Raw genomic sequence first — 13,762 nt, 5'->3', positions numbered from 1 at the left:
GCAGGGCTTGCCCGCGAAGGGCTCCTCAAGGTTCGTTTCAGTGGCGGAACAGCTCCCCCGGCGTATAGCCGAACAAGCCCTTGAACGCCGCGATGTACGCCGAGGTCGAGTCATACCCGCAGGACAGCGCCGCCCGCGTCACGCTGTCCCCCTCCTCCAGCGCACCGAGGGACGACAACAGCCGCATGCGCTGGCGCCAGCCACGGAAACTCAGCCCCGTCTCGCGCTGGAACAGGCGCATCAGGGTCTTCTCCGACATCCCCAGGCGCTGCGCCCACTGCCCCAGGCTCGCGCCCTGTTCCGGGCTTTCGATCAACTCATTGCACAGGCCGAGCAGGCGCGGATGGCGCGGCAATGGCAGGGAGAACCCCACTTCCGGCAGACTCGCCAACTGATCGAGCAACACCTGTACCAGACGCGACTCGGCGCTGCCCTCCTGGGGATAATCCACCGGCAGCAGGCAGAAACTCTTGATCAGCTCCCGCGCCAGCGGGGTCACCTCCAGCACCCGGCAACGCTCCGCCGCCCACCGGCAGTCCTCCCTGCGCACATACAGGCTGCGCATTTCCGCCTGCATCGACGTCACCACCTCATGCTCCAGCCCGGCCGGGATCCATACCCCCCATTGTGGTGGTGCGAAGAAGCTGCCCTCGGCGGTGTGCACACCCAGGACGCCGCTGATGGCATAGGAAAACTGCACCCAGTCGTGACTGTGCCGTGAGGTCCAGGAACCGGCATCCAGGCTTTCCGCCCGGGCATACAGCGGGCGTGGCAGGGCCGACAGCGCCGGGATCTGCCGCTCGGGCCCGCGTTGTCCGTTGTTCGACATGACTGAACCTTATAGCGCCTGGTGGCTGACGGATGCGACCTTAGGCCAGAGCCAGACACAAGACAATGCCCCCTCCACAGAAAGCAGGTAATGCCCACAGGTACTGCATCAGCGCTCGACGATCGCCGTCACGCCCTGGCCGCCGGCCGCACAGATGGAGATCAGACCGCGCCCCTGCCCCGCCCGGTCCAGCAGTTTCGCCAGGTTGGCGACGATTCGCCCACCCGTGGCCGCAAATGGATGTCCCGCCGCCAATGAGCTGCCCTTGACGTTGAGCCGGCTGCGGTCGATCGAGCCCAGCGGCGCGTCGAGCCCCAGCCGGTTCCTGCAGTATTCCGGATCTTCCCAGGCCTTCAGGGTGCACAGCACCTGGGCGGCGAACGCCTCATGAATCTCGTAGTAGTCGAAGTCCTGCAAGGTCAGGCCGTTACGCGCCAACAGCCGCGGCACCGCATAGACCGGCGCCATCAGCAGCCCCTCCGCCCCCTTGACGAAATCCACCGCCGCCGCTTCGCCGTCACGCAGGTAGGCCAGCACCGGCAGCCCACGTTCGCGCGCCCAGTCCTCGCTGCCCAACAGCACCAGCGAGGCGCCATCGGTCAGCGGCGTGGAATTGCCCGCCGTCAGCGTTCCCCTGGCACTGCGCTCGAACACCGGCTTGAGCCCCGCGAGCTTTTCCAGGCTGAGGTCGGGGCGCAGGTTGTTGTCACGGTTCAGGCCGAGAAAGGGCGTGAGCAGGTCGTCATGCCAGCCTTCGGCGTAGGCGGCGGCCAGCTTGCGATGACTCTCCAGGGCCAACCGGTCCTGCTCGTCACGCGGGATACTCCAGGCCTGGGCCATCAACTCGCAGTGCTGCCCCATGGACAACCCGGTGCGCGGCTCACCATTGCGCGGCAGCTCGGGTTTCAGGTGCCCAGGGCGCAATTGCAGCAGCGTCCTGAGTTTCTCCCCGAGGCTCTTGCCCCGATTGATTTGCAACAAGATCTGTCGGAGACCTTCATTGACGCCGATCGGCGCATCGGAAGTGGTATCGACGCCACCGGCGATACCGCACTCGATCTGCCCCAGGGCAATCTTGTTCGCCACCAGCAACGCCGCCTCCAGCCCGGTGCCGCAGGCCTGCTGGATATCATAGGCCGGGGTCTGCGGCGACAGCCGCGAGCCCAGCACGCACTCGCGGGTCAGGTTGAAATCCCGCGAATGCTTGAGCACGGCACCCGCCGCCACTTCCCCCAGGCGCAGGCCATGCAGGTTGAAACGTTCGATCAACCCTTCCAGCGCCGCCGTCAGCATCGCCTGGTTGCTCGCGCTGGCATAGACACCATTGGAGCGGGCAAACGGAATGCGATTGCCCCCGATGATCGCAACACGGCGCAACGTATTCATAAAAAACTCCCTATTATTCGAATGACACTGCCGCTAAAAGAGTAGGACCTTTCTTAGAAAACGAACCACCGCCACGCCTTCGCGGTCCACCTTTGAACCCCTGTCGCCGGAGAGCGTTCCATGTCTGACCGTTATATCGACTTCGCCAACTCGACGATCGGCCAGCGCCTGGTCGGCGCGCTTGGCCTGCCGGCACCGACGCGTCTGGAGCGCTGGCAGGCCGGCCGCCTGCGGCCGGTCGAGGGCGCCCTGCTGCTGGGCGGCGGGCCCCTGGCCGCGCAGATCGGCGGGTTCGCCCAGCGGCTGACCGATGCGGTCTACAGCTACGGCAGCGAAGTGCCTGGCTGCAGCGCCTGGATTCCCGGCCACGGGCCCCGCCTCAAGGCGCTGGTGTTCGACGCCGGCGCCATCGAACAGGTGGACCAGCTCAAGCAACTGCGCGAATTCTTCCAGCCGCTGCTGAGGAACCTCGAATCCTGCGCCCATGTGCTGCTGCTCGGACGCGCCCCGCAGAACCTGCGCGATCCCTTCGCCGCCAGCGCACAACGGGCCCTGGAGGGCTTCAGTCGCTCGCTGGCCAAGGAACTGCGCAACGGCGGCACCGTGCAGTTGCTGTATGTGGATGACGATGCCCAGGACCAGATGGAAGGCGCCCTGCGCTTCTTCCTGTCCCCGAAAAGTGCCTATGTCAGCGGCCAGGTGCTGCACCTGAGCGCCTGCAGCCGCCGGGTGCTGGACTGGAGCCGCCCGCTGGCCGGCCGCAAGGCGCTGGTCACCGGCGCGGCGCGGGGCATCGGTGCTGCCATCGCCGAGACCCTGGCCCGCGATGGCGGCGACCTCATCCTGCTCGACGTGCCCCAGGCCAGGAGCGATCTCGAAGCCCTTGCCGCCCGCCTCGGCGCGCGCAGCATCGCCCTCGATATCTGCGCCGAGGATGCCGCCACGCAATTGCTGGAGCAACTGCCGGACGGCCTCGACATCCTCGTCCACAACGCCGGCATCACCCGCGACAAGACCCTGGCGAACATGACCCCGGAGTTCTGGGACGCGGTACTGGCCGTCAACCTCGACGCCCCCCAGGTGTTGACCAGGGCGCTGCTCGACAGCGGTACCCTGCACGACCATGGCCGGGTGATCCTGCTGGCCTCCATCAGCGGGATCGCCGGCAACCGCGGCCAGACCAACTATGCCGCGAGCAAGGCCGGGCTGATCGGTCTGGCCCAAGCCTGGGCCCCGCTGCTGCGCGAGCGCGGCATCAGCATCAACGCGGTGGCTCCCGGCTTCATCGAAACGCAGATGACCGCGCACATCCCCTTCGCCCTGCGCGAAGCCGGGCGGCGCATGAGTTCCCTGGGCCAGGGCGGTCTGCCCCAGGATGTCGCCGAAGCCGTGGCCTGGCTGGCCCAGCCGGGCTCCGGCGCGGTCAGCGGCCAGGCCCTGCGGGTCTGTGGACAAAGCGTACTGGGGGCCTGAGCATGCTGGTGAACTGGCAATACCTGACCACTGCCCCCGGGCTGCCCGGCCTGTATCTCCGGGCAGCCCGCCGCCGCAAGATCACCGGCACGCAACTGCCAAGCGAGGGCCTGCGCTGCTGGGCCACCGTCGACACCAAGCGCCTGGCCGCCTACCGGCGGATCTGCGGGTTCGGCGACACCGGCCTGATGCCGGCGACCTATCCCCATGTGCTGGCCTTTCCCCTGCAATTGCAGTTGCTGACCGCGAAAAACTTTCCCTTTCCGCTGCTGGGCCTGGTGCACCTGAGCAACCGCATCCGCATCCTGCGCCCGCTCGGCGGGGTCACCAGCCTGCGGGTCGGGGTGCAGGTGCAGAACCTGCAACCGCACCCCAAGGGCGCGACCTTCGACCTGGTGACCCAGATCGACGATGCCCTGGGCCCGCTGTGGGAAGCTGAGAGCCGCATGCTCTGTCGCGGCGTCGAGCTGCCGGGCGGGCCACCCGCGGCCCTGCAATCCGAGTCGGCGCCCCTGCTGGAACTGACGCGCTGGCCGTGCCCGGGCGATATCGGCCGCCACTATGCCAAGGTTTCCGGCGACTACAACCCGATCCACCTGAGCGCCCTCAGCGCCCGGCTGTTCGGTTTTCCCAGAGCCATCGCCCACGGTCTGTGGAACAAGGCCCGCACTCTGGCGGCCCTGGGCAACCACCTGCCGGCGGCGAATATCGAGATCGCGGTGACGTTCAGGAAACCGGTGCACCTGCCCAACGAAATGGTGCTCTACGCCAGCGTTCCGGGCTCCAGTGGCGACCTGCGGCTGCTCGGCGCCGGCGAGCTGGAACACATGAGCGGTCATTGGCAGCCCATCGCCTGAGGCAAGCTGACAATTGGCTGAGGCCGATGAATATTTCATCCGCCTGGCACGTTCTCTTCATGGCCAGGCCCTTGCTTCCCGCTCCCATCCACCGGAAGCTAGTCGCCTGGAAGGAGAACACCACGCATGAACCTCGACGAACTGACCCAACGCCTGCACGGCATCCGCGATCGCAACGACTGGAAACCATTCCACAGCCCGAAAAACCTGGCGATGGCCGCCAGTGTCGAGATGGCTGAGCTGGTGGAGATTTTCCAGTGGCTGACGGAGGATCAGTCACGCCAGCTGCCCGCGGAGAAGCTCGCCCATGCCGGGCAGGAAGTCGGGGACATCGTCCTCTATCTCCTGCTGCTGTGCAGCGAACTGGGGCTGGACATGAACGAAGTGGTGCGCGCCAAGCTGGCCGACAGCGAGCGGCGGTTCGCCCAATGAGTGACCGTCATTTCGACCAGTTGGCCACCCGCTTCGCCGAGAAGATCTACGGCGGTGCCAAGGGCGCGATCCGCCTCGCGGTGCTGCAGGCCGACCTCGCCGAAAGCCTGCCGGACCGGCCGCTGCGGGTGCTGGATATCGGCGCCGGGCTTGGCCACATGTCGCTGTGGCTGGCCCAGCGCGGTCATCACGTTACCCTGGCCGAGCCCGCCGAGCCGATGCTCGAAGGTGCCCGCCAACGCTTCGCCGAGGCCGGGCAGCCGGCGATCTTCATCCAGGCGCCGTGGCAGGAACTGCTCGGCCAGCTCACCGAGCCCTACGACCTGGTGCTGTGCCACGCGGTGCTGGAATGGCTGGCCGAACCCCACGCGATCCTGCCGGTGCTGCACCAGTTGGCGAAACCCGGCGGCTGGTTGTCCCTGGCCTTCTACAACCGCGATGCGCTGATCTACCGCAACCTGCTCAAGGGCCATTTCCGCAAGATGCGCAAGAACGACATGGCCGGCGAGAAACAGAGCCTGACCCCGCAACAACCACTTGATCCTCGGGAGCTGGCGGCGCAACTTGAAGGTCTGTGGAGCGTCGAGACCCAAAGCGGCGTGCGGGTGTTCCATGACTACATGCCGGTCGAGTTCCAGAATCGCGCCGAACTGGTCGACCTGCTGGAGATGGAACTGGCCCATCGTCGCCACCCCAGCTTTGCCGGGCTGGGGCGCTACCTGCACTGGATCTGCCGTCCGGTGTGATACGGAGGATGCAATGAATCGCCGTTTCGTGCTGTCAATGCTGTGCCTCGGGCTGGCAGCCTGTTCGAGCCCGAACCCGTACACCGCCAGTTCGATGCCGATCCCGCCAGCGCCACCCCAGGCCGCCAGGACTCTCGACCTGAGCGCCTACCCGGCGCCGGCCCGTGACTATGGCCGTTATCGGACCTGGGCCTGGCTCAACGATCGCCTGCCCGCCGGCACCACCTGGGCCGACTCCGCGCAGTTGGCCGAGATGGTCGGCAACGCCCTCGACGAACAGGGCCTGCGGCCCCGGCGTGACGGAGCGCCGGCAGACCTGCGGGTGAGCGCCGACGTGCACCTGGAAAAACGCCTGCGCCAGGTCCAGGAGGACTATGGCTACGCCGGGGCTTATGGCGGGGGGCCGTATGGCAACCGCTACGGCGTGTACAACAGCGTGCCGATCGTGCGCACCTATGAAGTCCAGGTGCTCGTGGCGCGAGTCAGTCTGTTCGACGCGGCGACCGGCCAACCGGTCTGGAGCGCCAGCGCCGAAACGGCCAACCAGGGCAATCAGCTCGAACGCGCGGATGCCCTGCGCGAAGCGGTGCACAAGGCCCTGGCCGCCTACCCGCCCAGCTAACCAACCTGCCAGGCTACCGGAGAAAAATCATGTTCCGCCGTCTCGCTTTAGTGGCTTTTGCCGTGCTGCTCAGCGCCTGCGAAACCACCCAGGTCAACCACGACTTCGACGCCAGCCGCGACTTCGCCGGCTACCGCAACTGGAGCTGGAAAGAACCCGCGCTGCAATATCGACCGGATGATCCACGGATCAAGAGTGACCTGACCGAACAGCGCATCCGCCAGGCGGTCGCCGAGCAACTGGACCAGCGTGGCCTGCGTCCGGCGCCGGCCGGTGGCAAGGCCGACCTGAAGGTGCAGGCCTACCTGATCGTCGACAACCGCCAGCAACAGATCAGCACCAACTACGGCGGCGCCTGGGGCGGCCCATGGCGTGGCGGCGGCCTGTGGGCGGGCCCGGGCTATACCGAGGTACGCAACATCGACTACCAGGTCGCGACGATCCAGGTGGACCTCTTCGACGGCAAGGACGGCAAGCTGGTCTGGCGCGGCAGCGCCGAACAGGCGGTGGACAACACGCCAACGCCTGCCGAACGCAGCGCCGCCATCAACCGGACCGTGGCCCAGGTGATGGCCAACTATCCGCCCAGATAAACGGCCCTTTTCCCCGCCAGGTTGTTGACCGTGGCGAACGGACCTCACCGTTCGCCGCAAACCTGGCGACTGGCCAGCGCTGTGCGCCGGCCTTGACTACACTGGCAGGCAATACAGGAAAGTAAGCGCTCGGCCACGCGCCGGCAAAGGAGTGCTCGATGTCTTTCCCCCGTCGCTCGCCGGTGTTTCGCGGCCCGTCGAAGCAGCGCGGCGCGATCGGCCTGATGGCCGCCCTGACGCTCGGCCTGGCGCTGCTGAGCATGGTGGTGGTGGTCGATAGCGGGCGACTGTACCTGGCGAAGCGCAGCTTGCAGCGGGTTGCCGATACGGCGGCGCTGGAGGCTGTCACTCGTGGCGGAAACTGCCAGGCAGGACTGAGCGCGGCCAGCTATGCCACGCAAAGCGCAACCCGTAACGGTTTTACTCCAGGCACCGGCCAGACCCTGAACGTCACCTGTGGCCGCATCGTGACCAGCGCCGCCAACCTGCGAAACTTCTCTGCCGACGCCACTCAATCCACGGCCATTCGCGTGATCGCCAGCAACACCGTCACGACCAGTATCGCAGCAGGGATCCAGGCGCTGTTTGCAAAAGGAACAACCAGCACCACCACCCAGTTGACAGCAACCGCTGTCGCCGCCACGCCCCAACCGACCATTGCCCAACTGACGCTGCGCAGTTCACTGGGAACGGTCGATACCGCCAAATCCAACCTGCTCAACCCCATCTTCTCCGGCCTGCTGGGGGGCAGCGTGAGTCTGACCGCAGCCGGGTGGAATGGCCTGCTCGGCACCGATATCAACCTGCTCAGTTATCTGGACCAACTGGCAATCAGGCTGAATGTCGCGGCAGGCAACTACACGCAGTTGCTCAACACGACGGTGGCCGTGACCCAACTGGTCCAGGTGGCCGCAACCGTTGCCCAAATGAATGGCGCGAGCGCCGATGTCGTGACGGCGCTGGGCAATCTGCAAATCGCCGCGGCCAATACCACCCCGATCAGGGTTGGCGACCTGCTGCAATTGCAAACCGGCACGCCCTCGAGCGGGCTGAACGCCAACATCCAGTTATTCCAACTGATCCAGGGTTTCATCCAGCTCTCCAACAGTCAAAGTGCAGCAGCAGCGACACTCCCGGTCAATGTGCTGGGGCTGGCGGGTGTGACACTGCAGGTGAAGGTCATACAGGCGCCACAACTGTCCGCGATGGGCGATCCGAAACTGGCCGTTGCCGGCGACACTAGACTGGGCCCCAACCGCATTTATGTACGTACAGCACAAGTCAGAACCTTCATATCCGTCAACCTGCCCGTACTGTCGGGTATAACCGGCCTGGCCAATGCGACCCTGGGACTTGTCGCCAATCTGACCCCCACCCTGAACGCGCTGCTGAGCCTGAACCTTGCCGCAACCATCAACTCGGCAAGCTGCCTGCTGGGAGCCGGCTGCATGCAGCTTAGCCCGCAGATACTCAACACCCCGCAAATCAACGTCAGCCTGGACACCGGAGGGGCCGAAAGCTATGTCACCGCCTATGGCTGCCCGGTGAACAATGCCGGTACAAAAAGCCTGACCGCTCGGACCACCACATCGATAGCCAGCCTGAAAGTGGGCCAGATAGACCCGACGAGTGCCTTCGCATCCTCGGCAGAACCTACCGTCGCCCCACTGCCGCTGATCGATCTGGGAACCTGGACATGTCACAAGATTCTCGGCGTAGGCAGTTGCGGCCCGGCCAGAAACGCATTTGCGGCGGGGGGCATAGGCCTCATGGTAAACACCAGCGTCGGACAAAATACCCAGGACCTGGTGTTCGCCAGCGCCGCCTCACCCTATGCGACGCCTCCCAACCTCAATCTGCCGCCCAGCGTATTGGCCGCGACGCCGACTTCGAATGTGGTCGCCAGCCTGGCCAGCACCTTGTCGGGCATCAGCTTGAACGTCTACCAGCCGGTCAACAGCAATCCGCTGGGAAACATCGTCGCTGCCGCTGGCGGCCTGATCAGCGGCGTCAGCGGCCTGCTGACGCCCGTGATAACCGGCCTGCTCAGTCCATTGCTGGACCCCCTGGTCAATAATCTGCTGTCCGCCCTGGGCATCAACCTCAACCAGACCGACGTGGGCGCCAACCTCACCTGCGGCCAGACCGGCAAGGCCTACCTAGTGATCTAGCACCAGCGGCAACTCGACACAGAACCGTGCGCCATCGTCGCCGTTGCGCACGCTCATCCGCCCGCCCATGTTCTCGACGATGCCGTAGCTCACCGACAGCCCCAGGCCGGTACCGATGCCCACCGGCTTGGTGGTGAAGAACGGCTCGAAGATCCGCTCCAGCAGGCGCGGGTCGATGCCGCCGCCATTGTCCTCGACGATCAGCCGTACCGAACGCTCGTCACGCTCGGCGGTGACCGAGATCCAGGGTTCGAAGTCGCGCTGCTTCTCGCGCTTGCTCAGCAGCGCATCCCGGGCATTGACCATCAGGTTGATCAGCACCTGCTCCAACTGGTCGACAAAACCCCGCACCTGTACCTCGAACTCGATCGGTGGCACGCGCAACTGCACGCCCTTGCCCTTCATGCCTTCGCTGAGCAGCGACAGGGTGCCCTCCACCGCCTGGGCCGGGTTGAACGGCGCGGCCTCGATCTCCGACCGACGGCCGAACACCCGCATGTGATCGACCACCCGCGCCGCCCGCTGGACCTGGGCATCGATGCGGTTGAGCTTGTCCTGCAGATAGTCGATCTGCACATCGCCATTACCCAGGCGCTTGAGCACGTTGACGATGGCCATGCGCATGACGTTCAGCGGCTGGTTGATTTCATGGGCCAGGCCCGTGGCCATCTCGCCAAGGGTGGCCATTTTCGCACTCTGGGTCAGCTGTTGCTGGGAACGGCGCACCTCGGTGTTGTCGCGGCCGACGGCCTGGATCTCCTGCAGGCGACCCTGCGCATCGAACAGGCCACGGTCCGACCAGACCCACCAGGCATGCTCGCGGCCGGGCAATTGCAGACTGATCTCGGCCGTGCTGACCGGCAGCTCGGGCGTCAGTTGTTCCAGGCGTCGAACGAATGCCGCATGCTGCTCCGGCGACATCCAGTTGCCCAGGTTCATCCCCGGCAACTGCTCCGGCGCGTATTCCAGATACTTCGCCAGCGGCTGGTTGCCGAAAATCAGGGTCAGGTCCGGCCGATAGCGGCAGATCATCGCCGGCGAGTCCTCCACCAGGACCCGATAGCGCTCCTCGCTTTTTTCGATGCGTTCGGCGGCCAGGGTCGCCTCGGTGACGTCCATCCACAGCCCCACCGCCTCCACCGGCATCCCCAGGTCATCGCGCAACAACCGGGCCTCGTCGAGCAGCCAGTGGTAGTCGCCGCGCTGATCCTGGAGCCGGTAACGGCAACTGACATGGCCTTCGCGCAACAGTTGGCGGGTACGTTCGAAATAGCGGTCGCGGTCCTCGGGGTGAATCCACTGCGCCAAGCCATCCCGGGTGCAATCGGCCAGGGTCCGGCCCAACAGGGGCAACAGGCTGTGGCTGAAGAACACGGGTATCAATGCCCCCTCGACGTAACGCTGGACATAGATCACCGCCGGTGAGCTGGCGATCAGGTTTTCCAGCCGCGCATGGGCAGCGGCAGCCGCCTGCTCCTGGTTCTTGACGTCGCTGATGTCGAGCATGAAGCCGACGATCCGTTGCGTCTCGCCGCTCCCCAGTGCCTGGCCCTGGAGCCGATACCAGCGCGGATTATCCGCACTGTCGTCCTGGTACAGGCGCACGCAAAGCAGCATCGACCGGCCCTGGCGCAGATCATTCAGGCAACTGCCCAGTTCCTCGCGGTCCGCAGGATGGATCACCGCCAGCCAGTCTTCCATCGACAGCAGCGAGGTCGATTCGCCCAAGCCCAATGTCTGGGCCAGGGGGGCCGCCAATTGCAACTCGTCCCTGGCCGGCGACCATTCCCACCAGCCCGTGCCCAGCAGTTCCTGGAGGCTCTCCAGGCGTTCCTGCTGCTGCAGATGCAACTGCTGACGGCGCCGGCCCAGTAAGGGTGCGGCCAGGGCTGCCGTCAGTTGCAGCCAGTCCTGGTCGCTGAGCTGCGGTGCGCGTTGCCGCACCGGATAGAACCCGCACAGCAGCCAGGCGGCGACGCCATGCTCATCGTGAAAGGGCACCAGCAGACCATCGGCATTGCCCATCACGCCCAGCAGGCGCGGGTACTCGCTGAGGCCGTCACGCACGTCCAGACGCAGCGGCGCGGTGCCGTTCAGGCTGTCCAGGCCGGTGCCCAGGGCCTGGCCGTCGTGCCAGAGCGGCGGGGCGTCATGGGCCCGGTAGTGGCTGTGCACCTGCCACTGCTGCCCGGGCCCATCGAGCAGGGCCAGGGCCAGACAGGGAATATGCCAACGCTGGGCCAGGGCCTGCAGTTGCTCGGCCAGCACCTGGGGCAGGCGCGCCACGCTGCACAGGCGCAACTGTTCGCTCACTCGCGCGGCGAAGTGCTGCAGGTACTCACGATTCTCAGCGGCCTGGTGGTCCTTGAGCAGATCACCGACATCCAGCGCCTGCAACAGCCAGCCGCCCTGATGGGGCTGGAGCCAGCCACGGGTGTGCACGACCTGTCCGGCCAGGCCGTTGAAGTCCAGGTCGAGGATATGCCCGAGCCAGTCCGCCGGCAGCCCTTCGACCGACAGGTGGCTGGACACACTCAGCAGCTCCCGCAGTGGATAGCTCGCCCCCTGAGGCAGTGCCGCCAAGCCATGTCGCAGCGGCCCGGCGACGTCCAGTACGCGGCCATCGCCATCGAGGCGAATCCGCAATTCGGCCGCCGAGGTCGACGGTTCGGACGCAGGAGCGAGCGCGGGCTCCGCCGCCCGGCCGAGCAGACGACCCAACAGCCGATCCCCGGAACTCAAAACTGCATGCTCGCGCTGGCCTTGAGATTGGCTGGCAGGTTGGGCACCGTGCCGATCCCGGGCAGCACCAGGAACGGCAGCACGCTGCGCAAGCGGGAGGTCGGATACTGGATACTGACCGTCAGCAGGCCCCCCGTATAGGTGGCGGTGATATCGCTGGACGCATTGAAACTCAGCGCCGCCGGAATCCATTGCAGGCGTTGGGCCGCCGCCGCTGTCGCCGTGCTCTTGAGCAGCGTGGCGTAGTTGTTGCCGCTGGCCACCGGGTCAACCTGGGCGCCCTGCCGCACGCCCTCGGCGGTCGCGGCATTGAAGGACTGCACCATGAGCATCGGCAGGCTGTAGCTGACCAGGCCATAGAGCACCGCGAAGAAGATCACGAAGACCAGCGCGAACTCGATGGCGGCAGCGCCTTTTTGCTTTCCGGGGAGGCCTGGGATCATGACTGCGTCTACCCTGACAACTGCACGTTGCTATCAGCATAGAATCATTCATCGGAAAAGGACGTTTTTTAGCCGATGCACAGCCTCATCCTGCTTCTGTGGTTCACACTCTGCGCGGCGCAGGACCTGCGCCAGCGGGAAATCGCCAACAGCCTGACCCTGGGGGGCTCGGCACTGGCGCTGTTCTATCTGCTCTGGAGTGGCACTACCTGGCTGGGGGCCTCGGCAGAGCAAGGTGGCTGGGCCTTTCTGCTGGCCCTGTTGCTGACCCTGCCCGGCTACGTCACGGCACGCCTGGGAGCCGGCGACGTCAAGCTGCTGATCGCCCTGGCCCTGGCCAGCGACAGCCGCTACCTGCTCGGGACGGTCATCGGCGCCGGCGTCGCCAGCCTGCTCTGGCTCTGGCTGGGCCCGCGGCTCTGGCCACTGCTGGGCAAGCCGCTGAAGCGGATGCTGCACAACCTCGAGCCGGGAACCTCGGACAAACAGCCGTTCGCGCCTTTCCTGTGGGTCGGCCTGCTGTGCATGACCACCAGCCTCCATTAGGGGCCGCGATGTACAGCGGGCGAAAGTGCGTCTACTTTTATCTCAGGCCCCCAGGCTGCGCGCGTGGGCAGGGAACTCGTGGTCATTGGCTTGCAAAGCATGGAGTAGCGCGTGAACAGGCTTGTCTCTGAGATGAAGGTGCTGGTGGTCGATGACGAACCGCTGATCGTGGAAGAACTCTGCGAATTTCTTGAAAAAAGCGGCTATCGCTGCGTGCCCGCCCTGACCAGCCAAGTGGCCATCGACCGTTTCAGGGAAGACTCCGGGATCGCCCTGGTGCTGTGCGACCTGCATCTGCCCGACCTCGATGGCGTCGAGCTGGTGCATGAGCTGCAGCGCCTGGCCGGCAAGCGCCGGATCTTCGAGTCGATCATGCTGACCGGGCGCGCCGACAAGCAGGACGTGATCAAGGCCCTGCGTGCCGGGATCGCCGATTACTACCAGAAACCGGTGGACCTCGCGGAACTGCTCGAAGGCATTCAACGCCAGGAGGCGGTGATCGCCGAACGCCTGCACCATGAAAGTCTGGGTCACCTGAATCAGAAGCTGCAATTTCTCGCCGAGTCCATCGATGACCTCTATCACGACCTGGACAGTGTCCGACGCTCGCCCCAGGGGCGTCGCGAGGAGGCCGCCGAAGACGCATCGAACACGGCGCAGGGCCCGGCGGGTGCGCAGATCTTCAGCCAGTTGTCACCGCGCCAGATCGAGGTGGCGCGCCTGGTGGGCAAGGGCCAGACCAACTACCAGATCGCCTGCGAACTGGGCATCACCGAAAATACCGTGAAGCTCTATGTGTCACAGGTGCTGCGACTGACCCACATGCATAACCGCACGCAACTGGCCCTGGCACTGTCGCCCGCCGGGCCAAGGCAGCGGGATGCGGCGGCTCACTGAACCCGCCTAGGCTGTGTACGAAATT

13 protein-coding genes are annotated in these 13,762 nt (G+C 65.6%); 9 read left to right on the top strand and 4 right to left on the bottom strand.

The window, feature by feature from the left end; genetic code table 11:
* Window positions 1–37: 37 nt before the first annotated feature.
* Window positions 38–829 carry an AraC family transcriptional regulator gene (locus PF66_RS06595; RefSeq protein WP_054060656.1) on the bottom strand — a complete coding sequence of 264 codons (792 nt, stop codon included), beginning with the start codon at window positions 827–829 and terminating at the stop codon, window positions 38–40.
* A gap of 108 nt (window positions 830–937) precedes the next feature.
* Window positions 938–2,215 (bottom strand): acetyl-CoA C-acetyltransferase, encoded by a 1,278-nt coding sequence (locus tag PF66_RS06590; RefSeq protein WP_054062199.1) that lies wholly within the window; start codon window positions 2,213–2,215, stop codon window positions 938–940.
* 120 nt (window positions 2,216–2,335) lie between these two features.
* Here PF66_RS06590 and PF66_RS06585 point away from each other — a divergent pair, with 120 nt between their 5' ends.
* The 7 genes from PF66_RS06585 to PF66_RS06555 all read left to right on the top strand — a co-directional run bounded on the left by PF66_RS06585 (window position 2,336) and on the right by PF66_RS06555 (window position 9,109).
* Complete coding sequence (locus PF66_RS06585; RefSeq protein WP_054062198.1) at window positions 2,336–3,688, top strand: 3-oxoacyl-ACP reductase; 1,353 nt, start codon at window positions 2,336–2,338, stop codon at window positions 3,686–3,688.
* A 2-nt stretch (window positions 3,689–3,690) separates the two neighbouring features.
* Window positions 3,691–4,545, top strand: a complete 855-nt coding sequence (locus PF66_RS06580) for a MaoC family dehydratase (RefSeq protein WP_054062197.1) — start codon at window positions 3,691–3,693, stop codon at window positions 4,543–4,545.
* A 126-nt stretch (window positions 4,546–4,671) separates the two neighbouring features.
* Window positions 4,672–4,977: a MazG-like family protein gene (locus tag PF66_RS06575; RefSeq protein WP_054060093.1), complete on the top strand. Its 306-nt coding sequence runs from the start codon at window positions 4,672–4,674 to the stop codon at window positions 4,975–4,977.
* A complete protein-coding gene (locus PF66_RS06570) occupies window positions 4,974–5,723 on the top strand; it encodes a methyltransferase domain-containing protein (RefSeq protein ID WP_054060092.1) in 750 nt (249 codons plus the stop codon). Before PF66_RS06575 ends, PF66_RS06570 begins: the two co-directional genes overlap by 4 nt.
* A 13-nt stretch (window positions 5,724–5,736) precedes the next feature.
* A complete protein-coding gene (locus PF66_RS06565; protein ID WP_054062196.1) occupies window positions 5,737–6,345 on the top strand; it encodes a DUF4136 domain-containing protein in 609 nt (202 codons plus the stop codon).
* A 29-nt stretch (window positions 6,346–6,374) separates the two neighbouring features.
* Window positions 6,375–6,938, top strand: a complete 564-nt coding sequence (locus PF66_RS06560) for a DUF4136 domain-containing protein (protein WP_054062195.1) — start codon at window positions 6,375–6,377, stop codon at window positions 6,936–6,938.
* 158 nt (window positions 6,939–7,096) lie between these two features.
* Window positions 7,097–9,109, top strand: coding sequence for a pilus assembly protein TadG-related protein (locus tag PF66_RS06555; protein WP_054062194.1), 2,013 nt, complete (start codon window positions 7,097–7,099; stop codon window positions 9,107–9,109).
* Here the strand turns inward: PF66_RS06555 and PF66_RS06550 are convergent.
* Together PF66_RS06550 and PF66_RS06545 are read right to left on the bottom strand one after the other, a co-directional pair.
* Window positions 9,098–11,851, bottom strand: a complete 2,754-nt coding sequence (locus tag PF66_RS06550; protein ID WP_054062193.1) for a PAS domain-containing sensor histidine kinase — start codon at window positions 11,849–11,851, stop codon at window positions 9,098–9,100. The genes PF66_RS06555 and PF66_RS06550 overlap by 12 nt on opposite strands.
* The gene (locus tag PF66_RS06545) at window positions 11,848–12,294 is read right to left on the bottom strand and encodes a TadE/TadG family type IV pilus assembly protein (protein ID WP_054060088.1); all 447 of its coding nucleotides are present in this window, start codon (window positions 12,292–12,294) and stop codon (window positions 11,848–11,850) included. The genes PF66_RS06550 and PF66_RS06545 overlap by 4 nt, the downstream gene beginning before the upstream one ends.
* A 75-nt stretch (window positions 12,295–12,369) precedes the next feature.
* On the opposite strand from PF66_RS06545, the gene PF66_RS06540 reads away from it, so the two are divergent.
* Together PF66_RS06540 and PF66_RS06535 are read left to right on the top strand one after the other, a co-directional pair.
* A complete protein-coding gene (locus PF66_RS06540; protein WP_054060087.1) occupies window positions 12,370–12,840 on the top strand; it encodes an A24 family peptidase in 471 nt (156 codons plus the stop codon).
* Between the two features lie 111 nt (window positions 12,841–12,951).
* Complete coding sequence (locus tag PF66_RS06535; RefSeq protein WP_054060086.1) at window positions 12,952–13,737, top strand: response regulator transcription factor; 786 nt, start codon at window positions 12,952–12,954, stop codon at window positions 13,735–13,737.
* The last annotated feature ends 25 nt before the right edge of the window (window positions 13,738–13,762 follow it).

The sequence above is a fragment of the Pseudomonas asplenii genome, assembly GCF_001293465.1.
Classification (GTDB): Bacteria; Pseudomonadota; Gammaproteobacteria; order Pseudomonadales; family Pseudomonadaceae; genus Aquipseudomonas; species Aquipseudomonas fuscovaginae_B.
This window is presented reverse-complemented; position numbering and strand designations above follow the sequence as displayed.